Origin of the sequence: Sphingopyxis sp. (genome assembly GCF_036675685.1) — a bacterium.
GTDB lineage: Bacteria > Pseudomonadota > Alphaproteobacteria > Sphingomonadales > Sphingomonadaceae > Sphingopyxis.
The window spans coordinates 134,875-157,961 of record NZ_JAKFEM010000034.1 but is presented as its reverse complement, the minus strand read 5'-3'; the positions used below and the strand labels follow the sequence as shown (position 1 = coordinate 157,961).

At 64.6% G+C, this 23,087-nt stretch carries 23 protein-coding genes; 14 read left to right on the top strand and 9 right to left on the bottom strand.

Annotated elements, in window-relative coordinates:
* Nucleotides 1–218: 218 nt before the first annotated feature.
* Genes V6M50_RS14870 through V6M50_RS14860 form a run of 3 tightly spaced genes read right to left on the bottom strand, consistent with a single transcriptional unit; the run spans nt 219 to nt 1,749 of the window.
* Entirely contained in the window at nt 219–1,103 is an 885-nt protein-coding gene (locus V6M50_RS14870) for a pirin family protein (RefSeq protein ID WP_332819346.1), read from the bottom strand.
* Entirely contained in the window at nt 1,103–1,477 is a 375-nt protein-coding gene (locus V6M50_RS14865; protein WP_332819345.1) for a cupin domain-containing protein, read from the bottom strand. The genes V6M50_RS14870 and V6M50_RS14865 overlap by 1 nt, the downstream gene beginning before the upstream one ends.
* Nucleotides 1,474–1,749 (bottom strand): BolA family protein, encoded by a 276-nt coding sequence (locus V6M50_RS14860; RefSeq protein ID WP_332819344.1) that lies wholly within the window; start codon nt 1,747–1,749, stop codon nt 1,474–1,476. The genes V6M50_RS14865 and V6M50_RS14860 overlap by 4 nt, the downstream gene beginning before the upstream one ends.
* A gap of 210 nt (nt 1,750–1,959) precedes the next feature.
* Between V6M50_RS14860 and V6M50_RS14855 the strand changes: the two genes are divergently transcribed.
* The 3 genes from V6M50_RS14855 to cobS all read left to right on the top strand — a co-directional run bounded on the left by V6M50_RS14855 (nt 1,960) and on the right by cobS (nt 4,080).
* Nucleotides 1,960–2,451 carry a J domain-containing protein gene (locus V6M50_RS14855; RefSeq protein WP_332819343.1) on the top strand — a complete coding sequence of 164 codons (492 nt, stop codon included), beginning with the start codon at nt 1,960–1,962 and terminating at the stop codon, nt 2,449–2,451.
* Between the two features lie 25 nt (nt 2,452–2,476).
* Nucleotides 2,477–2,914 carry an ester cyclase gene (locus V6M50_RS14850; RefSeq protein WP_332819342.1) on the top strand — a complete coding sequence of 146 codons (438 nt, stop codon included), beginning with the start codon at nt 2,477–2,479 and terminating at the stop codon, nt 2,912–2,914.
* Nucleotides 2,915–3,090: 176 nt separating this feature from the next.
* On the top strand, nt 3,091–4,080 hold the full coding sequence (gene cobS, locus V6M50_RS14845; protein WP_332819341.1) for a cobaltochelatase subunit CobS: 990 nt from the start codon (nt 3,091–3,093) through the stop codon (nt 4,078–4,080).
* A gap of 4 nt (nt 4,081–4,084) precedes the next feature.
* Here cobS and V6M50_RS14840 read toward each other — a convergent pair whose 3' ends face one another.
* Entirely contained in the window at nt 4,085–5,152 is a 1,068-nt protein-coding gene (locus tag V6M50_RS14840; RefSeq protein WP_332819340.1) for a DUF5694 domain-containing protein, read from the bottom strand.
* Nucleotides 5,153–5,319: 167 nt separating this feature from the next.
* On the opposite strand from V6M50_RS14840, the gene V6M50_RS14835 reads away from it, so the two are divergent.
* Nucleotides 5,320–6,510, top strand: coding sequence for an alpha/beta hydrolase (locus V6M50_RS14835; RefSeq protein ID WP_332819339.1), 1,191 nt, complete (start codon nt 5,320–5,322; stop codon nt 6,508–6,510).
* A 7-nt stretch (nt 6,511–6,517) separates the two neighbouring features.
* Here V6M50_RS14835 and V6M50_RS14830 read toward each other — a convergent pair whose 3' ends face one another.
* Complete coding sequence (locus V6M50_RS14830) at nt 6,518–6,652, bottom strand: hypothetical protein (RefSeq protein ID WP_332819338.1); 135 nt, start codon at nt 6,650–6,652, stop codon at nt 6,518–6,520.
* Nucleotides 6,649–7,842, bottom strand: a complete 1,194-nt coding sequence (locus V6M50_RS14825; RefSeq protein WP_332819337.1) for an MFS transporter — start codon at nt 7,840–7,842, stop codon at nt 6,649–6,651. The genes V6M50_RS14830 and V6M50_RS14825 overlap by 4 nt, the downstream gene beginning before the upstream one ends.
* Before the next feature lie 169 nt (nt 7,843–8,011).
* On the opposite strand from V6M50_RS14825, the gene cobT reads away from it, so the two are divergent.
* A complete protein-coding gene (gene cobT / locus V6M50_RS14820) occupies nt 8,012–9,835 on the top strand; it encodes a cobaltochelatase subunit CobT (RefSeq protein ID WP_332819336.1) in 1,824 nt (607 codons plus the stop codon).
* A 70-nt stretch (nt 9,836–9,905) separates the two neighbouring features.
* On the opposite strand, the gene V6M50_RS14815 is transcribed toward cobT, so the two are convergent.
* The gene (locus V6M50_RS14815; RefSeq protein WP_332819335.1) at nt 9,906–10,349 is read right to left on the bottom strand and encodes a hypothetical protein; all 444 of its coding nucleotides are present in this window, start codon (nt 10,347–10,349) and stop codon (nt 9,906–9,908) included.
* Nucleotides 10,350–10,436: 87 nt separating this feature from the next.
* Here V6M50_RS14815 and V6M50_RS14810 point away from each other — a divergent pair, with 87 nt between their 5' ends.
* The 6 genes from V6M50_RS14810 (at nt 10,437) to V6M50_RS14785 (ending at nt 17,042) form a co-directional block, all read left to right on the top strand.
* On the top strand, nt 10,437–11,039 hold the full coding sequence (locus V6M50_RS14810; RefSeq protein WP_332819334.1) for a hypothetical protein: 603 nt from the start codon (nt 10,437–10,439) through the stop codon (nt 11,037–11,039).
* Nucleotides 11,036–11,560: a hypothetical protein gene (locus V6M50_RS14805; RefSeq protein WP_332819333.1), complete on the top strand. Its 525-nt coding sequence runs from the start codon at nt 11,036–11,038 to the stop codon at nt 11,558–11,560. The genes V6M50_RS14810 and V6M50_RS14805 overlap by 4 nt, the downstream gene beginning before the upstream one ends.
* Before the next feature lie 182 nt (nt 11,561–11,742).
* Entirely contained in the window at nt 11,743–13,389 is a 1,647-nt protein-coding gene (locus V6M50_RS14800) for an acetolactate synthase large subunit (RefSeq protein ID WP_332819332.1), read from the top strand.
* Nucleotides 13,390–13,522: 133 nt separating this feature from the next.
* Nucleotides 13,523–14,959 (top strand): aldehyde dehydrogenase family protein, encoded by a 1,437-nt coding sequence (locus tag V6M50_RS14795; RefSeq protein WP_332819331.1) that lies wholly within the window; start codon nt 13,523–13,525, stop codon nt 14,957–14,959.
* Nucleotides 14,960–15,111: 152 nt separating this feature from the next.
* Nucleotides 15,112–15,993, top strand: coding sequence for a UDP-2,3-diacylglucosamine diphosphatase (locus V6M50_RS14790; RefSeq protein WP_332819330.1), 882 nt, complete (start codon nt 15,112–15,114; stop codon nt 15,991–15,993).
* A complete protein-coding gene (locus V6M50_RS14785; protein WP_332819329.1) occupies nt 15,990–17,042 on the top strand; it encodes a glycosyltransferase family 4 protein in 1,053 nt (350 codons plus the stop codon). The genes V6M50_RS14790 and V6M50_RS14785 overlap by 4 nt, the downstream gene beginning before the upstream one ends.
* On the opposite strand, the gene V6M50_RS14780 is transcribed toward V6M50_RS14785, so the two are convergent.
* A complete protein-coding gene (locus V6M50_RS14780; RefSeq protein ID WP_332819328.1) occupies nt 17,039–19,471 on the bottom strand; it encodes a TonB-dependent receptor plug domain-containing protein in 2,433 nt (810 codons plus the stop codon). The genes V6M50_RS14785 and V6M50_RS14780 overlap by 4 nt on opposite strands.
* 195 nt (nt 19,472–19,666) lie before the next feature.
* On the opposite strand from V6M50_RS14780, the gene guaA reads away from it, so the two are divergent.
* A complete protein-coding gene (gene guaA / locus V6M50_RS14775) occupies nt 19,667–21,253 on the top strand; it encodes a glutamine-hydrolyzing GMP synthase (protein WP_332819327.1) in 1,587 nt (528 codons plus the stop codon).
* A 4-nt stretch (nt 21,254–21,257) separates the two neighbouring features.
* Nucleotides 21,258–21,854: a YdeI/OmpD-associated family protein gene (locus V6M50_RS14770; protein WP_332819326.1), complete on the top strand. Its 597-nt coding sequence runs from the start codon at nt 21,258–21,260 to the stop codon at nt 21,852–21,854.
* An 18-nt stretch (nt 21,855–21,872) separates the two neighbouring features.
* Here V6M50_RS14770 and V6M50_RS14765 read toward each other — a convergent pair whose 3' ends face one another.
* Nucleotides 21,873–22,226 carry a winged helix-turn-helix transcriptional regulator gene (locus V6M50_RS14765; protein ID WP_332819325.1) on the bottom strand — a complete coding sequence of 118 codons (354 nt, stop codon included), beginning with the start codon at nt 22,224–22,226 and terminating at the stop codon, nt 21,873–21,875.
* Between the two features lie 103 nt (nt 22,227–22,329).
* On the opposite strand from V6M50_RS14765, the gene V6M50_RS14760 reads away from it, so the two are divergent.
* Nucleotides 22,330–23,034 carry a glutathione S-transferase family protein gene (locus tag V6M50_RS14760; protein ID WP_332819324.1) on the top strand — a complete coding sequence of 235 codons (705 nt, stop codon included), beginning with the start codon at nt 22,330–22,332 and terminating at the stop codon, nt 23,032–23,034.
* Nucleotides 23,035–23,087: the final 53 nt, after the last annotated feature.

The following is a 23,087-nucleotide window of genomic DNA, read 5'->3' as shown; positions in this document are numbered from 1 at the left end:
TATCCACCAAATGAAAGAGCCGGATGAAGGCTGACACAGCCGGATAATGTAGGAAAGACTTATTTGAAGACGATGCCCTGCTTTGGATTGGGGAGCGGACAGCGGTCTTCTGACCTTCGTCATCCGAGGAGTTATCCGGGTAACAAGGAGTTAAAAGCCTGCAATCGCTCGAAAGCTGACGACGGATATTCGCGCCATATCCAACGGCAAAAATCCCTTCATGGGTAGCTCACCGTTTTCGGCACTTCGGGGATCGGGATGAATTCTTCGCTGTCGCCGGGGACTAGCGGGAATTTGCGTTCCTTCCAGTCATGCTTGGCCTGGTTGATGCGGTCGCGGCTCGAGCTCACGAAATTCCACCACACGTGCCGCGGCGTCTTGAATGCCTCGCCGCCGAGCAGCATCACCCGCGCGTCGCTGTCGGCGCGCAGCGTCATCGCCTGCCCGGGCTTGAGGATATACAGGCTGTAGCGATCGAGCGCCTCGCCATCGAGGCTCGCGTCGCCGAGCGCGACAAGGATCGCGCGCTCATCGGCCTCGGCCTCGATCGGGATCGTCGCGCCGGCGATCATCAATATATCGGCATAGATGGTCGCAGCGTGCTGGGTGATCGGCGAGGTCTTGCCCCACAGGCTGCCCATGATGATGCGCGCCGACACGCCCGTGTCCTCGATCAGCGGCAGATCGTCCTTCGCGACATGTTCGAACGCCGCGTCGATCTCTTCCTTGCCGTCGGGCAAAGCGAGCCAGGTCTGCATTCCCGAGATCGCCGATCCGGTCGCGCGCTCGGCCGCGGGGGTGCGCTCCGAATGGACGATCCCGCTGCCCGCGGTCATCAGATTGCATGCGCCGGGGCGGATCGTCGCGAGCGTCCCCAGGCTGTCGCGATGGTCGATCGCGCCTTCGAAGAGATAGGTGACGGTCGCCAGGTTGATGTGCGGGTGCGGACGCACGTCCATGCCCTGCCCGATGTCGAAATGCGCCGGGCCGAACTGGTCGACGAAGATGAAGGGGCCGACCATCGTCCGCGCCTTGTTCGGCAGCGTGCGGCGCACTTCGAAGGCGCCGAGGTCGTGGGTCGAGGGGGTGATGATGTCGAACATCAATCGAGCCTTTCCAGTGTTTTACGCGTCTTTTCGGTTTCGACATTGCCGGTGTTGAGTGTCGAACCCGGTTCGAGCAGCAGCACCTGGCATTCGCCGCCCAGCGCCTCGGGGCAATGTTCGGTGCCGTGCGGCACGATGATGAACTCGCCGGGTTCGACGATCACGTCGCCGGTGCGCAGGCCCATCTTCATCCGGCCAGCGACGACGAGGAAGAGTTCGTCCTCTGTTTCATGATGATGCCAGTCGAACTTGCCGTCGAACTTCACCAGCTTGACCTGGAAATTGTTGATGTCGCCCGCGACGCGCGGGTTCCAGTAATCGTGGAAGGTCGCGAAGGCGTCGGCGAGGTTCACCTTGTCGGGCATCGTCATTCCCCCGGCGCAGTCGCCTTGATCGCGAGCGCGTGCACGCGCTGGCCCGGCAGGTCGCCGAGCGCCTTGTTCACTGCGCGCTGGCGCGCGACGCGATTGAGACCGGCAAAGCCCGCCCATTCGATAGCCAGGCTGAAATGCGATTCGCCGCTGCCGTCGTCGCCGGTGTGGCCATGATGGCTGGCGCTGTCGTTGCTCAGGATGAAGCTCGCTCCCGGGAAAGCGGCGGTGAGCAACCCTTCCATCTCTGTCTGAACCAGTCCGTTCGTCATCGCGAAACCTCATTTCCGTTCGCCCTGAGCTTGTCGAAGGGCCGTCCTTATCCCTAAATAGGGAAATACGGTGCTTCGACAAGCTCAGCACAAACGGACAAGAGATCATTGCCTTCTGCTTCCCGCCCCAATCGATTCCATGGCCGCGTCCCGCGCGAAGAACCCTGCGCCGCGCCCGGATGCCGCGAGCGCGGCGAATTTCGCGCGCCGATGTCGTGGACCCGCTCGCCCGACGGTCCGCCGCAATATCGCTGGCTGTGCCTCGACCATGTCCGCGAATTCAACGCGGGCTATAATTTCTTTGAGGGCATGAACACCGATCAGATCATGGCGGCGCAATCGCCGACGGCTGGCTGGGAAACCGAGAGCCGCGCTTTCCGCGCCGCGGGCAGCGCCGACCTGCCGCCGCGCTGGGCCGATTTCAAGGACCCGATCGACGCGCTCGGCGCGCGTTTTCGCCAGCGGATGGACGAGGCGCGGCGCGAGGCGGCCAACCCCGGCCTCACGCGCGAAGAGCATGGCGCGATGCAGTTGCTCGGCCTGCCCGCCGACGCCGACCGCGCGGCGCTACGGCGGCGTTACAGCGAGCTTGTCCGCCGCTATCATCCCGACCGCAACGGCGGCGACCGCAGCTTCGAGTCGCGGCTCGGCGAAGTGGTCGCGGCCTATCAGTTGCTGCGCAAGACAAAGGCCTTTGCTTAGAGGCTTTCGCATAAGGAGACGCGCGATGACCGAACTCGACGAAGCCCGGATCGAGGTGGTGCGCCGCCATATGGCGCTCGAAATCACGCACGACTGGGACGGCGTCATCGCCACTTTCGAGCGTCCGCGCTACGAACTGATGGGCCCCGGCACCATCTTTGACGGCGAGACGGCGGTACGGTCTTATTTCTCCGCGTCGCGCGAGCCCTTTCCCGACCAGGCGAACGAGGTCATCGCGATCGCCGCCGATGCCGAAACCGATACGGTGCTCGTCGAATTCTGGCTGACCGGCACGCATCTCGGCCCGCTGCGGCTCGGGCTGCGCACGATCGAGCCGACCGGGAAGGCGTTCCGCATTCGTATGGCCGCGAGTTTCGAATTCGCGGCGGGCAGCGACAAGATCGTCTGCGAACGCCCCTATTACGACCAGTCGGCGGTGATGCGGGCGCTCGGGCTGCTCTGAAAAGGCGTTGCAAGCCGCAACCCATGACGATACCGCGCTTCGACAGTCGGCCGTACAGCGCCGATTCCTCTTCCTCGTCACCCTGAACTTGTTTCAGGGTCCATGGTCTAAGGCCGCGATGTCGGGCCATGGATGCTGAAACAAGTTCAGCATGACGAACATAAATGGACGCGATCATGACCGATATTCCGAACAGCCTTCCCGATCACCACGGCTCGACGCTCCTTTCGGCGCCCGATACCGAGATCGATGCGCGCGAGGTTTTCGGTGTCGATGTCGACATGAAGGTGCCCGCGTTCAGCGAAGCCGACGAGCGCGTCCCCGACCTCGACCCCGCCTATGTTTTCGACGGCGACACGACGCTCGCGATTCTCGCGGGGTTCAAGCACAATCGCCGCGTGATGGTGCAGGGCTATCATGGCACCGGCAAGTCGACGCACATCGAACAGGTCGCGGCGCGGCTCAAATGGCCGTGCATCCGCGTCAACCTCGACGCGCATATCAGCCGTATCGACCTTGTCGGCCGCGACGCGATCGTGCTCAAGGACGGGCAGCAGGTCACCGAGTTCCGCGAAGGCCTGCTCCCCTGGGCGCTGCAGACCCCGACCGCGCTCGTCTTCGACGAATATGATGCCGGCCGCCCCGACGTGATGTTCGTGATCCAGCGCGTGCTCGAGGCCGAGGGCAAGCTGACTCTGCTCGACCAGAACCGCGTCATCCGCCCGAACCCGCATTTCCGGCTGTTCTCGACCGCCAACACCGTCGGGCTCGGCGACACGAGTGGACTGTACCATGGTACCCAGCAAATCAACCAGGGCCAGATGGACCGCTGGAACATCGTCGTCACGCTGAATTACCTGCCCGCCGCGACCGAAAGCGCGATCGTCCTGGCGAAGGTTCCCGGCACCGACGACACAACGGTCGCCAATATGGTCAAGGTCGCCGACCTGACGCGCCAGGGCTTCATCAACGGCGACATCTCGACCGTGATGTCGCCGCGTACGGTGATCAGTTGGGCGCAGAATGCCGCGATCTTCAACAGCCTCGGCTTCGCCTTCCGCCTGACCTTCCTCAACAAATGCGACGAAGCCGAGCGGATGATCGTCGCCGAATATTATCAGCGCGTGTTCGGCGAGGACCTGCCCGAGGGTGTGATCGGCAAATAACCGGTCACTTCAAGACGCTCTCGGCATCGACCAGCCGGACGTCGTGCATCATATCGAGATAGGCTTCGAAATAGCCCTTGTGCGAGGCGCCGACGATTGCGAGCGTCCGCGTGCCCGGCCGCGTCGCCATCGCGGCACGGATGTTCGCGACCATGCGCAGGTTCCGCGTTTCCCACCAGCCTGCATAGCGGCGTCCATAATTCTGCGGGGTCGCATCGGCGAGCGCGGGTCCGAAATCGCTGTCATACGCCACGCGCGTCGTCGCGGGCCGGTTATAGAAGCGATAGAGCGCCAGCATGCCTTCGCCGTCGAGCCGCGCCTCGATTGCCTTTTCATCGGCGAGCCGCGCCTTCACCACCGGATTATCCCATATCCGCTGCATCGCCGCGCCGTATCCAGGGTCCTTGTCGAGCGAGGCGGTCGCCGCGTCGGCGCTGTGATCGTCGACGGCATGGACGCGCTCGAGCCCCAGCCGCGCGGCGAGCGCCGACCCGATCAGGAAATTTTCGTTGCGGCGCGTCGTCAGCTTGCCCAGCATCGCGACGAGCGTTTCGTCGAGACCGTCGCCCGCGCGCCGTTCGCTTGCGGATAGCCGGAGCCATTGGACAAGCGCCGAGGCGGGTTCGCCGCCCGCGAGAAAAAGCGCCGCGAGCCGGCGGCGGGCGGCGGGCGCGGGGTCTGCGGGCCAGGCACCGAGCAGCCTGTCGGCCTCGACCGTCGCGGCGACCATATCGAGCCCCACGACCTTCTGCGCCGCGCTCGGGTCCCGGCAATAATCGGACGCGCCCGGATAAAGCGGCGCGTAGCGGATCAGCCGTTCGCAATCGGGACCCGACAGTCCCTCGATCGTGATGATCGCCGGCTTCCATGCGGCCAGCCGCGCGAGCAAAGGTTCGAGATTTTCAGGGGCGAAGCCATCGGGCAATCCCGACAGGTGCGGCGATCCGAGCACCAGCGTCTCGTTCGGCGTTCCAGCGACCCCGTCCTTCAGCGCGCCCGGATCGAAAGCCGGAGCATAGGCGGGCGGCGCGGCTACGGTCATCGTCAACAGCAGGGCGGTAAATGCCGACACGAAGCTTCTCCATTTTTGGGGGCCAAACCGACCGCGATGGATTCGGGATAGGGGAAGTGTATTACTTGATCAACACTCTTTGGAAGCGTGATTTTCGGGCTTCCAAAGCCGCCCCTCCTCTGCCAGCGTCGCGCGATGTGTCAGGCTTTTCAAAGATGAAGCGCGCCGTGCGAACCAAGTGCCTGCTGGCGGCGCTAGCCATCGTGCCGCTGTCGGGCTGCAGCATCGCGGCGGTCGACTATGGGAAGGTGCGCCACGCCGCCTATGTCGCCGATCCGCGCTGCACCGCGCAGCCGGGCGCGGTGGTCGACGGCGCGGCGCTGCCCTTGTTCTTCGCGACGAGCCGCCTGCCCGACTGCCGCACCGACCCCATCAGCCTGCTGCGCCATCGCGGCGACAGGATCCGCTATGGCCGCTTTGCCGCCCCGCACGAAACCACGGTCGCCGGGAAGAAGAAATTGCGTACGCCGATGGCGTTCCAGGATTCCGCCGACTGGTGGAGCGCCCTGCAGGCCGAAACCGACAAAAGGCAGGGGCGCGTCCTGCTCTATATCCATGGCTATCGCGAGACGTTCGAAAAGACTTCGAATGACGCCGCGCAAATCGCGCGCATGACGGGCTTCGCCGGGCCGGTGATCGAATATAGCTGGCCGTCGCAGGGCGATTTGCTGAGCTATGCTGTCGATGAGACCAACATGTATCACGACGTCCGCAATTTCCGCGATTTCCTGAAGACACTCGCCGAGCGGCCGTGGGTGAAAGAAATCGTCATCGTGTCGCATTCGCTCGGTGCGCGGCTGGTCATTCCCGCGATTTCCTATGTCGACCGCACCTCGAGCAGCGCCAACAGCAGCAATATTTCGAACGTGATCCTTGCCTCGCCCGATATTGATCGCGAGACTTTTGAACGCGATATCGAGGAAGAGGTGCTGTCCGCGCATCGCGTCGCGCGCGACCGGCGGATCACCGTCTACGTCTCGCACGCCGACAAGGCGCTTGCCGCATCGCGCGCGCTGCACGGCTATCCACGCCTCGGCTCGCCCTATTGCTTCAATCCGTTCGAGGCGGCCGACCTCAAGGCAAAGGGGCTGCCGGTCCGTTGCTATGCGACGGCGGTTCCGGGGCTGACCGTGATCGACACCACCGATGTTTCGCGCAGTGCGACGGGGCACGGCAATTTTCTGCGCAGCGCGGTCGCATGCCGCGATTTCATCGATGTCGCTCAAGGCAAGCGAACGCGGCCCGAACGCACCGCCACGCACCTTGCCCATGTGTTCCGGCTGCTCCCCGATCCGGCCAATCCCAAGCCCGACGACAATCTGATCTGCAGCCGGACGTTGGGCGGCGAAGAGGACTGAGTGGGGTTTAGCCGAAGCCGCACATGATCGCGAAGTTGGTGAGCCAGACGACCGGCCCCTCGCCCGTCCACAGCCACAGGCCGCCGATCGCGACGAGGACGAACAGCGCGAGCGCCACCCAGTCCTGCCGCGCGAGCTTCATGCCGGTTGCAGCCGTTTGACCGGCGCGTCGGCGATCGGCAAATGGACGAGCCCCGCAAACAGACCGAGCGCGATCGAAAAGCCCCACGCGATATTATAGCTGCCGGTCGCATCGAAGATCAGCCCCGCCATCCATGCGCCGAAGAAGCTGCCGAGCTGGTGGCTCAAAAACACGATGCCATAGAGCATCGAGAGATAGCGGATGCCGAAAATGCGCCCGACGATGCCGCTGGTCAGCGGCACGGTGCCGAGCCACAGGAAGCCCATCGCGCCCGCGAACACCAGTGCGCTCGCGTGGCTGAGCGGGAGGAAGAGGAAGAGCGCGATCACCGCCGAGCGCGCGACATAGAGCCCCGACAGCACATATTTCTGGCGCAGCAAATCGCCGGCGCGGCCGAACACATACGAGCCAAGAATGTTGAACAGTCCGACGAGCGCGAGCACCTGCGCGCCGATTTCGATGCCGAGCCCCTTGTCGTCGAGATAGGCCGGCAGGTGTGTCGCGATGAAGGCGATGTGGAAGCCGCAGACGAAAAAGCCGGCGTTGAGCAGCCAATAGCCGCGGTGGGTCGCCGCTTCGCGCAGCGCATCGCGGGCGGTCTGCTCTTCAGCCTGCAGCGTGCCCGGCGTGTCGGTGCGGCCGGAGACGCCGATCGCGAGCAGACCGCAGAGCGCGACGAGCCCCGCCATGATCCACAAGGTCTCGTGATAGCCGATATTGCCGAGCAGCATCGACGCCAGCGGCACGACGAGAAACTGACCGAGCGATCCGCCCGCGGTGACGATACCGAAGGCGCTGCTGCGTTTTTCGGGACTGACCACGCGCCCCACCGCGCCGAGTACGACGACAAAGGTCGTCGCCGACTGCGCCATGCCGATCAGCAGCCCGAAGCTGATATGCAGCCCGATCGCATCGGTCGCGAACGCCGCGCCGATCAGCCCGAGTGCATAGAGCAGCGCGCCCGCAAGCACGACGCGCCCCGCGCCATGCTTGTCGGCGAGCGCGCCGACGAAGGGCTGGACGAGGCCGAACAGCAGGTTCTGGAGCGCCATCGCGAGCCCGAAGTCCGAGCGGCTGATGCCGATGTCGACGCTCATCTGCGGCAGGAACAGACCGAAACTCTGGCGCACGCCCATCGCGAGGGTGACGATGAAAGCCGCGCAGGCGATGACGATCCAGGGCTTTTTCATGGGGGAGAGTGCGGGAGAGTTCATGCGATGCCGAATGCTCCCACGCCCATGCGAGGTCAAGCGAGCTTAGCTATAGCCTTGCCTACCCTCTCTTTCGTCACCCCGATCAAGTCCGGGGTGACGATGAAAGGGATTTCTTCGACACCCAAAGCTGGTTAGAGCCGAGTCGATGTCTGCCCAATCTCCCCTCGACGATTTCAAGGCCGCGCTGTCGAGCGTCGCGCGCGCGGTGACGCGCGATGCCGAGGTCGAGGTCGGCTTCACCGCCGATGCGCCCGCGCAGATCGGCAAGGCGATCAAGGTGCCGACCCCGTCGCGCACGCTTCCGGCGGAACAGGTTGCCGAGGCGCGCGGTTTTGCCGACAGCTATGCGCTGCGCATGAAGCATCACAGCGAGAAATTGCACGCCGCGGCGCGCCCCGCCGAGCCGCTTGCCGCCGCCGCCTTCGACGCGATGGAGCGCGCACGGATCGAGGCACTCGGCGCGCGCCATATGAACGGGATGCGCGGCAACCTCGCCGCCAGCCTGGCGATGCGGATGCGTAGCGACCCGATTTCGCGCGCCCAGAACCGCGACGAAGTACCGGTGTCGAGCGCGCTCGAGCTGATGCTGCGCGAGGCGCTGACCGGCGAACAGGCGCCGCAGGGCACCGAAACCGGCCTGTCGCTGGTGCGCGAATGGATTTCGAAGGAAGCCGGCGGCGATTTGACCGCGCTCTCGATGCTGCTCGACGACCAGGCCGCGTTCGCCGAGACCGCGAAGCTTGCCCTCCGCCATCTCGACCTCATCTATGGCGACGAGCCGATGGAAGAGGGGTCCGAAGACGGCGGCGAGGAGGATGAGTCCGAGGCCGAAGAGAGCCAGGAAGAACAGGACAGCGAAGACGGCGGCAGCGGCGAGAGCCAGGTCGACGCGCGCGCCGAGATGGCGGGCGACCAGGCCGACGACGGCGACAGCGACCCCGACGCGCAGGAAATGGAAGCCGACGGCGAGCCCGAAATGGGCGGCGAAGGTGACGAGGGCATGCTGCCCGTCCGGCCCAATCGCCTGCCGAGCGACATTCCCGATTTCAACTATCTGCGCTTCACCGAAAAACATGACGAGATCATCCTCGCGACCGAGCTGTGCGATGCCGATGAGCTGACGCGACTGCGCGCCTATCTCGACCAGCAGATGCAGCATCTGCAGGGCGCGGTGACCAAGCTCGCCAACCGGCTCCAGCGCCGGTTGATGGCGCAGCAGAATCGCGCGTGGGATTTCGATCAGGAGGAAGGCCAGCTCGACGCCGCGCGGCTTGCGCGCGTCATCGTCTCGCCCGGTCATTCGCTGAGCTACAAGATCGAGCGCGATACCGATTTTCGCGACACCGTCGTCACACTGCTGATCGACAATTCGGGGTCGATGCGCGGGCGGCCGATCAGTATCGCCGCGATCAGCGCCGACATCCTCGCGCGCACGCTCGAACGCTGCGGCGTGAAGACCGAGATATTGGGCTTCACGACGCGGACGTGGAAGGGCGGGCAAAGCCGCGAGGACTGGCTCGCCGCGGGGCGCCCGGCGCACCCCGGCCGCCTCAACGACCTGCGCCACATTATCTACAAGCCCGCCGACGAACCCTATCGCCGCGCGCGCAAGTCGCTCGGGCTGATGATGCGCGAGGGGCTGCTGAAAGAGAATATCGACGGCGAGGCGCTGATGTGGGCGCACAGCCGCATCATCAGCCGTCCCGAGGAACGCCGGATCCTGATGGTGATTTCCGACGGCGCGCCGGTCGACGACAGCACGCTGTCGGTCAACCACGGTGCCTATCTCGACCAGCATCTGCGCCAGGTGATCGAATGGATCGAGAACCGCTCGCCGGTCGAGCTGTGCGCGATCGGCATCGGCCACGATGTGACGCGCTACTATAGCCGCGCGGTGACGATCATGGACGCCGAGCAGTTGGGCGGCACGATGGTCGAGCAGCTCGCGGGGTTGTTCGACATCGACTAAAAGCCGGACGGCTTACCGCCGGCTTTTCCTATCGTCATCCCGGCGAAGGCCGGGATGACTGATTACCGGTCTACTTCGTCTTGCCGGTCCATGCCTCGGGGTCGAAACCCTCGAGCGTATCGCTCTTCGTCCCGGCCGCAATCTCCTCCGCGGTCAGGAACTTGATCGCGACGCCGCCGGCCTTTGTGTTGCCCCAGCTCAGCGCGGTGACATGGCTGTCGCCATATTTGGCGCCGATCACCGCGTCGGCGCCCAGCTTTTCACCGCGCTCCCAAATCTCGTCATAGATTTTCTTCTGCGACGGCTCCTTGCTGAAGATCGTCGCCTTGCGCACGCCCGCGGTCACCACGCCGACAATCTTGTACGGCTTGTCGGTGATGTCATGGGGGAAGACGGGCACGCCCATTTCCTCATTGACCATGACGTGGGCGCCATCCTTTTTCTTCGCCATCGCCGGCGTCGAAATCGCGATGGCGGCGATGCTGATGGCGGTGATCATCTTGATGGATTTCATTGTCAGCTCCCCCTTGTTGGTCCGCGACAATTCCCTCTCATTTTCAACCGGGTCAACAAGATTCTGGCTTGGCAACTTCGCCTATTCATGGCCTACGTCGCATGGGGTCAGAGGGGGCAAGAAATGGCGTTGATATTTGGCGCAGCGATGGCTGTTTTACTTTCGGCAACAACGCAATCTGGGGCGGTTGTCGAAACCGGCGCGGCGATAGAGCCTGCCCCGGCGACCGCAGCCGAACCGGCAGTTGCTCCGCTAATCCTGAAACGCGACACGCCGATTCATTTCATGGTGGTGTCGGAGGTGACGACGAAGACCCACACACAGGGACACCGGTTCAGGCTGCGCGTCGACAAGCCGGTCTTCGTCGACGGGACCCTTGCCCTGCCCGTCGGCACAACCGCGTGGGGCGAAGTGCTCGCCGCGAAGAAGAGCGGCAATGCCGGCAAGTCCGGATCACTGGAAGCGCGGCTTCTCTATGTCGATGTCAATGGGTATCGCGTGCCGATCAGCGGCACCAATGCCGCCAAGGGCGCGAGCGGCGGCGCCGAGACCGCGCTCGGCATCCTCGCGCTCGGACCGCTCGGCCTGTTCGCCAAAGGCAATAATGCCAAGATCAAGGCTGGCGAGCTGATGACCGGATTCGTCGAACAGGACACCGAAATTCCGCGCCCGAAGCCGGCCATCCCGTGAAGGCCGCGCGCGCGCTGCTAACCGCGATCGGGCTGGCGCTGGCGTGCCCGGCCGTCGGCAACGAACCGGACGAACCCGCCGCGGGCGCTGCCTCGCGCCTCCTGGTACCGTCGGGCACGCTGATCGCCCTCGTCACCCTCGACGCCATCTCGACGAAGAAGAATGAAAAGGGCGACCTTTTGCACCTGAAGGTCGCGACGCCCGTGATCGTCGGCGGCGTGACCGTGATACCCGTCGATACCGTCGTCGTCGCCCAGTTGACGCGCGCCGAAAAGCGCGGTGCATTCGGGAGATCCGGCAAGCTCGACGTGCAATTGCTCTACGCCGAACTGCCCGGCGGCCCGCTCCGCGTCAGTGGCACACTGGAAGCCCGCGGCAAGAAGGATGGCGGCGATACCGCGGCAACCGCCGCCGCCTTTCTGGTCTTGCCGTTCATTTCCACCGGCCGCAGCGCGGAAATCCCGGCTGGCTCCGAGGTTTCGGGCCGCCTCGACCGCGATCTGTGGGTCGACCGGCGCTGATCGGATACGGCCCGCGCCGCGCAGGGTGACAACAGCTTTACCCCTCGTTACAAACCCTTCCGGTGCAGCAGGGACTCGCGGCCTGACGACGAGAGCCGCTGCAACGACATTTGTGCTGAGGGGTCGCCGGCACGGGCTTGGGGCCGCATCATGATGATGCGTGGCTGAGGGGGCGACTACGCATGAAAAAAGCATCCGACCTGTTCATCGAGTGCCTGGAAGAAGAAGGCGTCGAATATATTTTTGGCGTTCCGGGCGAGGAAAATCTCGATTTCCTCGACAGCCTGTCGCGCTCGAAGAAGATCAAGCTGATCCTGACCCGCCACGAACAGGGCGCGGGGTTCATGGCCGCGACCTATGGCCGCCACACCGGCAAGACCGGGGTGTGCCTCGCGACGCTCGGCCCCGGCGCGACCAACTTCGTTACCGCCGCGGCCTATGCGCAGCTGGGCGGCATGCCGATGATGATGATCACCGGGCAAAAGCCGATCAAGAAATCGAAGCAGGGCCGCTTCCAGATCCTCGACGTCGTCGCGATGATGGGGCCGATCACCAAATATACGCACCAGATGGCATCGTCGGACAATATCCCGAGCCGCGTGCGCGAGGCCTTTCGCCTCGCCGAAGAAGAAAAGCCCGGCGCGGTGCATATCGAACTGCCCGAGGACATCGCCGACGAGCATACCGATTCGACGCCCTTGAAGCGCAGCCATTCGCGCCGGCCGAACGCCGATGTGAAGTCGATCCGCGAGGCGGTGAAGGCGCTCGAAAAGGCGACCTCGCCCGTGCTCGTCATCGGCGCCGGCGCCAATCGCACGATGACCGGCCGGATGCTGCTGCAGTTCATCGAAAAGACCGGCATCCCCTTCCTGACGACGCAGCTCGGCAAGGGCGTGATCGACGAGCGGCACCCGAAATTCCTCGGTTGCGCGGCGCTGTCGTCGGGCGATTTTGTGCACCGCGCGGTCGAGGCGTCGGACTGCATTGTCAACCTCGGCCATGACGTGATCGAAAAGCCGCCCTTCTTCATGCAGCGCGGCGGCCCGACCGTGATCCATGTGTCGAGCAAGACCGCCGAGGTCGATCCGGTCTATTTTCCGAATATCGAGGTCATCGGCGACATCGCCAATGCCGTGTGGCAGATGAAGGAGGACATCGTCCCCAACGGCGGGTGGAAATTCGACCACCTGCTCGCCTATCGCCAGGCCGAGGTCGACCATACCGCGCCGCTGGCGAAGGACGAACGCTTCCCGATCTTCCCGCCGCATCTGGTCCAGTCGGTCCGCGACGCGATGCCCGACGACGGGATCATCTGCCTCGACAATGGCGTGTACAAGATCTGGTTCGCGCGCGGCTATACCGCGTGCAAGCCGAACACCGTGCTGCTCGACAATGCGCTTGCGACGATGGGCGCGGGGCTGCCCAGCGCGATGATGTCGGCGATGGTCTATCCGGGGCGCAAGGTCATGGCGATCTGCGGCGATGGCGGCTTCATGATGAACAGCCAGGAGATGGAGACCGCGGTCCGCCTCGGCCTCAACATCACCGTCCTGATCCTCAACGACAACAGCTATGGCATGATCCGCTGGAAACAGGCGAACATGGGCTTCAAGGATTGGGGGCTGACCTATGGCAACCCCGATTTCGTCAAATATGCGGAAAGCTATGGCGCGCACGGCCACCGCGTCGAAAGCGCCGCGCATCTGAAGGAGTTGCTGGCGCATACGATCAGCACGCCGGGGGTGCACCTGATCGATTGCCCGGTCGATTATTCGGAGAATGACCAGATTTTGAACAACGACATCAAGCGGCTGTCGAAGGAGCTGTAACATCAACTCCCCTCCCGCAAGCGGGAGGGGCAGCGAGACTTGCGAGCTTGCTCGCTAGTCGCAGCGGGGTGGGCATACCGCACCGTTGCTGGCCCACCCCCAACCCCTCCCGCAAACGGGAGGGGGGAGTAGAATGATGAAACTCAAAGACGTCTATCCGCTCTACCTCAACAATAAGGCAGTGCAGCCGAACACCGACCTGAAGGTGATCGACAAGTTCACCGGCGAAGTCGCGTTCCGCACCGCGCTCGCGACCCCCGACGTGATCGACGAAGCGATCGCCGGCGCGGTTCGCGCCGCCGAGCCGATGGCGCGGCTCGCGAGTTTCGAGAAGCGCGACGTGCTCACCCATTGCGTCGGGCGCTTTCAGGAGCGGTTCGACGAGCTTGCCTATGCGCTGTGCATCGAGGCGGGTAAACCGATCGCCGATAGCGAGGGCGAGGTCAGCCGCCTGATCGACACCTTCCGCATCGCCGCCGAGGAAGCGGTGCGCAATTATGGCGAGATCCAGCCGCTCGACATTTCGGCGCGCGCCAAGGGCTATATGGGGATGTGGAAGCGCGTGCCGATCGGGCCGTGCAGCTTCATCTCGCCCTTCAACTTCCCCTTGAATCTCGCCGCGCACAAGATCGCACCCGCAATCGCGGTCGGCTGTCCCTTCGTCATGAAGCCCGCGTCGATGACGCCCCTGGGCGCGATCATCATGGGCGAGGTGCTCGCCGAGTGCGACATATTGCCCGAAGGCGCCTTTTCGATCCTGCCCGCGAGCCGCGACGGCGCCGACCTGTTCACCACCGACGAGCGGCTGAAGCTGCTGTCCTTTACAGGCTCGCCTGGCGTCGGGTGGGAACTGAAGGCCAAGGCGGGCAAGAAGAAGGTCGTGCTCGAACTCGGCGGCAATGCCGCGGTGGTGGTCGACAAGGATGCCGACCTCGACCACGCGCTCGCGCGCATCATCTTCGGCGGCTATTATCAGTCGGGGCAAAGCTGCATCCATGTCCAGCGCGTGATCATCCATGAGGAGATTTACGACCGGTTCCGCGACCTGCTCGCCGCGAAGGTCAAGACGCTGAAATCGGGCGATCCGAAACTTCGCGACACCTTCATCGGCCCGATGATCTCGGTCAAGGAAGCGCAGCGGCTGAAGGGCTGGATCGACGATGCGGTCGCCGCGGGCGCGACCCTGCTCGCGGGCGGCGGCTGCGCGGGCAATATGATGGAAGCGACGCTGCTCGAGAACGTCCCCGGCAACACCGACGTCGTGCGCGAGGAAGCCTTTGGCCCCGTCGTTATCCTGTCGAAATTCACCGACTGGGAAGCCGCGCTCGCCGAGGTCAACGACAGCAAGTTCGGCCTCCAGGCGGGCCTCTTCACGCGCGACCTGCACAAGGTGCTCGAGGCGTGGGATCATCTCGAGGTCGGCGGTATCGTCGTCAACGACGTGTCGAGCTATCGCGTCGACAATATGCCCTATGGCGGGGTGAAGGACAGCGGGCTCGGCCGCGAGGGTGTGCGTTTTGCGATGGAAGATATGAGCGAAATCAGGAACCTGGTGATCCGGCGAACCTGATTGGATCGTGGTTAACGCGGGCATGTGTCAAATAGGCAACGTCACACAACCGCCTTCGAACTTTCTTCAAACTGTCGCGGCTTTGATTCGCACGCTGTAACAAATCTCCTGTCTAGGCCGGGGGCAGCTAAAGGCTGCTTTCGGAGTGTGACATGGCATCGATTTCGACCCTGCCCATCCCCGCCCGCTTTCCCGACCCCTTCACCACCGATCCGCATGTTCCGGAACGGGTGATCGGCGAGCGGCGGAGCTATCGCACGGTGTGGGTCAGCGACATCCACCTCGGCACACGCGGGTGCAACGCCGCGATGCTGATCGACTTCTTCGACCATGTCGATTGCGAGACGCTGTACCTCGTCGGCGACATCATCGACGGCTGGCGGCTCAAGAAACGGCATTTCTGGCCGCCCGAGCATAATGACGTCGTGTGGCGCGTGCTGAAGCGCGCCAAGCGCGGCACACGCGTCGTCTATGTTCCCGGCAACCATGACGAGATGTGCAAGCCCTTCGACGGGTTCGATTTCGGCGGCGTCGAAATCCGCCGCGAGGCGATCCACGAAACCGCCGACGGCCGCAAGCTGCTCGTCGTTCATGGCGACGAGTTCGACGCGGTGATGCTCGCGCACCGCTGGCTCGCCTTCGTCGGCGACGCCGCCTACACCGCGCTGATGAAATGCAATGTGGTCGTGAACCGCATCCGCAGCGCCTTCGGCCTCCCCTATTGGTCGCTGTCGATGGTCGCCAAGCACAAGGTCAAGAACGCGGTCCAGTTCATCGGCCGCTACGAAGAAGTCGTCGCCCACGCCGCGCGCTCGCGCGGGGTCGATGGCGTGGTGTGCGGCCACATCCATAGCGCCGAGATGCGCGAGATCGAGGGCACCGAATATTATAACGACGGCGACTGGGTCGAAGGCTGCACCGCGCTGGTCGAGCATCATGACGGACGCATGGAAATCCTTCATTGGGCCGAGGAGGTCGCGAGCCGTGCGGCGCCGACGCCGCTGGACCTTCCCGCTCCGGCGCGCGCTGCATGAGGATCCTCATCGTCAGCGACGCGTGGGAGCCGCAAGTCAACGGCGTCGTCCGCACGTTGCAGGCGACAGTCGGCGAACTGCGCGCGGCGGGGCATGAGGTCGGGATCGTTTCGCCCGACCTCTTCCGCTCGTTCCCCTGCCCCTCCTATCCCGAAATCCGCCTCGCGCTGGCAGGCTGGCGCCGGGTCGGGCGCCATATCCGTGCGTTCGCGCCGCAGGCAATCCATATCTCGACCGAAGGCCCGCTCGGCATGGCGGCGCGGCGCTGGTGCATGCGCAACAAATTCCCCTTCACCACCGCCTATCACACGCGCTTTCCCGAATATGTCGCGGCGCGATTGCCGCTGTCGCCTGCTTTCGTGTGGCGCTTCATCCGCTGGTTCCACCGCCCGGCGCGCCACATCATGGTCGCGACGCGCAGCCTCGCGCGCGAGCTCGCCGAGCAGGGTCTTGGCCAGACGATGATGTGGGAGCGCGGCGTCGACCACGACCTGTTCCGCCCCGACCGCGCGCCACATCCAGCCTTCGCCGAACTGCCGCGCCCGATCCAGCTCTATGTCGGCCGCGTCGCGGTCGAGAAGAATATCGGCGCTTTCCTGGCCACCGAACACCCGGGCACCAAAGTCATCGTCGGCGACGGCCCCGCGCTCGCCGAACTGAAAGTCCAGCATCCGAACGCGCTGTTCCTCGGCAAACTCGGCGGCGAAACGCTCGCTTCGGCCTATTCGGGCGCCGACGTCTTCGTCTTCCCCAGCCGGACCGACACCTTCGGCCTTGTTATCATTGAGGCACTAAGCTGCGGCACCCCCGTCGCCGCCTATCCGGTGCCCGGCCCCGGCGACATCCTGAGGGACGGCGCCGGCGCGCTCGATGGCGATCTCGACCGCGCCATCGACGCCGCGCTGGCATGCGACCGCGCCGACGCGGCGGCGCTGGGTGCGCGCTATAGCTGGTCGTCCTGCACCGCGCAGTTCGCGAAAGCGCTGACCTTCGTCCCCAGCGAGCCGGCGCCCGAAGGCGCGATCGGCGCTGCCGGGCTCGCCGCCTAGAACGTCTTGCGCCACTCGAGCTCGATATAGCGGCCCAAGGGGTCGATATAGCCCGGCTGGTAGTTGAGCGGCACGATGCCGTTGGCGTCGGTGATCTTGCGCTGGGCGTCGAAGATATTGTCGAACGACAGGCGCAGGCGCGATCCCTTGAGGAAGGGCAAATCCTCGGTCAGCTTCGGCTTCTGGTTGAAATCGACGAAGAAGCGGAGGTTGAAGGTCGCGAGGTCGCCGAATTTGAGGTCGCCTGCGGTGCCGCCCGTGACGGTGCTGCCGCTGTCATATTTGGCGGCGAGGCGCACGCCGAGCCCCTTGTTGAAAAGCCCGCCGTCGAGTTCGAAGAGGTGGCGGTTGCTGCCGCCGCCGCTGCCGGTCGCCGACCCGTTCAACAGATCGAGCTCGGGAACGCCCGGACGGATCAGCACTTTGTCGGTGAGTTTGATGGTGTGGTAGAGCGACACCTGCCAGCGCCCGCCCTGCGGACCGCCGCCGAGCATCCCGCCCGGACCGCCGCCGCCACGGCCACCGCGGCCGCCCATGCGCGGCCCACCGGCTCCGGGCCCACGCGGACGACCAGCGCCCGCACCCTCGCCGCGCGCGCCGCCAGCGCCCGGACCGCGGGCCTCCTGTTGGCCAAAGCTCTTGCCGAAATTGAGGCCCCAGCGGATCTGCGAGTTTTCGGCGCGATCGAAATTGACCGGCCGCTGGTCGAGCGCGATCAGCACGCCGTTCGCGTCGCGCGTCACGCGATCGGGGAACGCCGCCTCGATCTCGGGGGTCAGCAGCGGAAATGCGTTGGCGGTGTCATAGCTTTTGTTGCGGTTGTAGTTGATCGAGACATTCAGCCCTTCGACCATCGGCGGCGACCAGTTGAGCCCCAGTTTGAGGTCGCGGCGCTGCTCGGCGAGCAGGAAGGGGTTGCCCCCCGTCGTCGTCGTGATCTGCACCGTCTGCCCGGTCGAGAAGTCGTAATAGGTGACCCCGTCGGTCGTCAGCGGCGCGGCACCGAGCTGCTGGATGCCAGGCGCCGCCTCGTCATTGTTGAAGCTCGCGATCAGCGACAGATTATCGGTCACGCCCCAGTTGAGGTTGGCGCCCCAGCTTTTGAGCGCCTCGAAATCGCTGGGGTTCTGGACCTGACCACTCAGCGTCAGCGAGACGCGGCCGATGTTGCCGACCTCATATTCGGGATCGAGCAGCGGCACGGTCAATGAACCGAACACGCTCGGCAGGTCGCGCGCGAGATCGGTCGTGACGATGTCGCCCGAACGGTCCGAGCGGCTGTCGAAGCGCAGCCCCGAATAGCCGCCGGTCATCGACAGGCGGATCGGCCCCGCCCAGCCCTCGGTCACGGTGCCCGACAAATTGGCGTTGGCGCCAAAACTCTGCTGGCTGCTGTCGAAACGGTCGCGCGTGCCGGTGTCGCGTTCGGTGAAGGTGCGCTGGTCCGCATCGCCATAATTGCCCGACACCGACCAGCGCCAGTCGCCGAGCATCCCGTTGACGCTGGCGGTCGTGGTCAGATTCTGGCTGCGGCTGTCGCGTTCGAGTGGATCGGTGACGCCGCCAGCGCCGGGGCCGAGCAAAGAGAGGCTGTCGGTCTGGTCGAACCGCACGTTGATCGATGCGTCGGTGACCTTGTTCAGGCTGCGCTGGATCGTCGCGTCGATCGAATATTGGTCGGTCGCGGGCAGCAGGCTGCGCGCCGCGGCCTCCGCAGCCTGGGCGGGGTCGTCATAGCCCAGGCTCCGCTCGCTTTCGCGGAGCATCGTCGCATGTTCCCAACCCGCGTTGACATTGAGGCGCCCATTGTCGCCGATGGCGAGGAAGCTCGGCTGGATCTCGCTCTTGAACAGCCCGCCCTGCGTCGGAATGCCGCCCTCGGCCTCGACCGCGATCTGGCGGAAATTGGGCTTGAGCACGAGGTTGACGACGCGCTCGTCGGCCGAATAGCCATATTGGAGCGCGACCTCTTCGGGGAAAACCTCGACCTTGGCGATGGCTTCGGGGGGCAGGTTGCGCACCTCGCCGAAACCGCCGACGCGGCGCCCGTTGACGAGGATGATCGGCCGACCGCTGCCGCGCCCGCGGCCCGAGCGCGTCTGCGGCGCAAGCGCGTCGAGCAGTTCGGACACGTTCGACACGCCATAGCTCGCGATCGCCGCCTCATCGAGTTCGGCCTCGGCCTTGATCTCGGTGTCGAGCTGTCCGGCGAGCCGCGGCGCGGTGACGACGATCTCTTCGCCGTCGATCTCGTCATAATCATCCTGGGGATCGTCCGAAGCGCTCGGGGCCGTATCGGCGGGCTGTTCGGCCGTCGTCGCCGCGCTTTCGGACACCGCGCCTGTTTCCGCCATCGCGGGCCAGGCGAGCGACGCGGTCGCCGCCAGCAAAACGGCGCGCGCGGAAAAGGACAGGCGAGATTTATTCATGGGGGAGATGCCTTCTTCATTTTTATATTGGTTTTTTTCTTAGGGCGCCGTGGCTTAACGCGTGATGACACTGAAACGCGCCCGCGGTTCATCTGGTCGCAATTTGTCGCAACAATATGGCAGGACCATAAAAGTTCGACCGGTATCCCACTACGACCGCTGGACAGCATGGGCGCGCGCCCTTATCGGCCAGCCATGCCGACTCCAGACTCCTCCACTCCGCCCGAATCCATCCTGATCGTCGATTTCGGCAGCCAGGTGACCCAGCTCATCGCCCGCCGCGTCCGCGAAGCGGGGGTCTATAGCGAGATCGTCCCCTTTACGCAGGCCGAGGCCGCGCTCGAACGAATGCAGCCGAAGGGCGTGATCCTCTCGGGCTCGCCCGCGTCGGTCCCCGCGGCGGGCAGCCCGCGCGCGCCGCAATCGATCTTCGATAGCGGCCTCCCCGTCCTCGGCATCTGCTACGGCCAGCAGGTGATGAGCCAGCAACTTGGCGGGCAGGTTGACCCCGGCGGCGCCGACGGCGAGCGCGACGGCGAATTCGGCCGAGCGTTCCTCACCGTCACCGAACCCTGCGTCTTGTTCGACGGCCTGTGGGAGGTCGGCGAACGCCACCAGGTGTGGATGAGCCACGGCGACCGCGTGACCAAGTTTGCGCCGGGCTTCCGGATTGTCGCGATCAGCGACGGCGCGCCCTTCGCGCTGATCGCCGATGACGAGCGGCGCTATTATGGCACGCAGTTCCATCCCGAGGTCGTCCACACCCCCGACGGCGCCAAACTGATCGCCAATTTCGTCCGCCACGTCTGCGGTTGTTCGGGCGACTGGACGATGGCCGAGTTCCGCGCGACCAAAATCGCCGAGATCCGCGCGCAGGTTGGCGACAAACGCGTCCTCTGCGGCCTATCAGGCGGCGTCGACAGCGCGGTCGCGGCGGTGCTGATCCACGAAGCGATCGGCGAGCAGCTGACCTGTGTCTTCGTCGATCATGGCCTGTTGCGTATGAACGAGCGCGAGCAGGTCGAGCGCCTGTTCCGCGATCATTATAATATCCCGCTGGTGGTGGTCGACGCCGAGGAGCGCTTCATGGCGGGCCTCGCCGGGGTGACCGATCCCGAGGCGAAGCGCAAGTTCATCGGCGGCGAGTTCATCAACGTCTTCGACGAGGAAGCGCAGAAGCTCGGCGGCGCCGACTTCCTCGCGCAGGGCACGCTCTATCCCGATGTCATCGAAAGCGTGTCGTTCACCGGCGGGCCGAGCGTGACGATCAAGAGCCACCACAATGTCGGCGGCCTGCCCGCGCGCATGAAGATGGCGCTCGTCGAGCCGCTGCGCGAGCTGTTCAAGGACGAGGTCCGCCTGCTCGGCAAGGAGCTCGGCCTTCCCGACATTTTCGTCGGCCGCCATCCCTTCCCCGGCCCCGGCCTCGCGATCCGCATCCCCGGCGAAGTGTCGAAGGAACGCTGCGACATCCTGCGCAAGGCCGACGCGGTGTATCTGGAAGAAATCCGCAATGCTGGGCTCTACGATGCGATCTGGCAGGCGTTCGCGGTGCTGCTGCCCGTCAAGACCGTCGGCGTGATGGGCGATTATCGCACCTACGATCATGTCTGCGCGTTGCGCGCGGTCACCTCGACCGACGGCATGACCGCCGACATCTACCCGTTCGACGCCGCCTTCCTCAGCCGCTGCGCGACGCGTATCATCAACGAGGTGCAGGGCATCAACCGCGTGGTCTACGACTATACGTCGAAACCGCCGGGGACGATCGAGTGGGAATAGGATCATGGCCGCCGTCGAGGTAAACCCGGACAAGGTCCACGAATTTGCGGACATGGACGGCTTCTATCAATGGCTCGCCAAACATCACGCCGCCGAACGCGAAGTCTGGATCAAGATCCACAAGGTCAAATCCGGCCTCCAATCGATCTCGCCCGAACAGGCGATCTGGGCCGCGCTGTGCTGGGGGTGGATCGACGGGATTCGAAAATCCTTTGACGAGAAGAGCTTCCTGCAACGCTATTCGCCCCGCGGAGCGAAGAGCGTCTGGAGCCAGATCAACATCGACAATGTCGCGCGCCTCACTGCCGAAGGAAAGATGACCGAGCATGGCCTGAAGCAGGTCGAAGCCGCCAAGGCGGATGGCCGATGGGACCGCGCCTATCGCGTCAAGGGTTCGGATATTCCGGACGACTTGCAGGCCGCAATCGATGCCGAACCCGGGGCCAAGGCGATGCTGGAAAAGCTGACCGCGCAGAACCGTTTCGCGCTGATCTTCCGTCTCGGCAATATCAAGACCGAGGCGGGACGGACGAAGAAGATTGCCGACTTTGTGGCGATGCTGAAGCGCGGCGAGACCTTTCACCCGCAAAAGGCCAAATGACACCGCTGCGAAGCGGTTTCAAGCGTTGGTCGCAGTGACGACAGCTTCGTCGACATCGGCGCCGACAGCAATTGCATCCCACCAGTCGCCAAGCGCATCGATCAACGGGACAAGCCGTTCGCCGTCCGGGGTCAGGTCATATTCGACGCGCCGCGGATAGCCCTCGAACTCGGTGCGCCGGACGATCCCCGCATCCTCGAGCTTGCGCAGCTCGAGCGTCAGCATCTTGTGCGAGATCGTCGGATTGTCGCGGCGCAGGTCGCTGAACCGCTTCGTCCCGTCGCTGAGATAATAGATGAGCAAGGTCGGCCAGCGGCCGCTCAGCACCTGCATCACTTCCTCGATCGGACAGCGCGAAACCAGATCTTTCATCGGAGCCTCATGGTTACAAAAAGGTGCGTAATTTACGCGCGGGCAGCGCGCCCTATATCTGGTTCCGCTGCGCAGCTCCCCCTCAAGAAGATGGAGCAATACATTGGAACCGATCCTTATCTATGGCTTCCCGCTGGGAAGTTCCATGGGGCTCGTCGCAGCCCTCGAATGGCTGGGCAAACCCTATCGCCTGTGCCGCGTCGACATGCTCGGCGAAATGCGCGAGCCCGCCTATGCCCGCATCAACGCGCGGCACGAGACGCCGGCACTGATCACCGATCAGGGCAATGTGCTGACCGAAACCATGGCGATCGCCCGCTGGTTCGCGGCGCGCGACAGCGAACGGCGCATCAGCTTCGACCCGCTGTCGCCCGAAGCCGACCGGATGACCCAGTTGATGGCATTCATCAACACGGGCTTCACCGGCGCCTTCAGCCCGCTCTGGGTCGCGCTCGAGATGGCTCCCCCGCGGCCCGCGCTGCAGTCGGCGCTTCGCGAATGGGGCAAGGAAGCGGTCATCGAACGGCACGACAAACTGGAGGCGATGGTGGGCGACAGCGCCTATCTGGCGGGTGATCGGCCGACGCTAGCCGATGCGCTGTTCATCGGCGTCGCGCGATGGCTGGCGTTCCACGGGGTTGCCGAGCCGACTCGCTGGCCGAAACTCGCGGCACTCGGCGCACGGCTGGAGGCCGACCCGGCCGTCATCTATGCCACCGCGCTCGAAAGCGGCGAGGTCGCGGCAGGCCGCGGCCTGTGCCTGGGCCATGTTCCGCTCGACGAAGTGATCGACCGTTACGGCGCCTGACCCGCATAGCGGTGCGCGGCGGCCCCGCGCCGCCGCGCACCTCATCGTTGCAA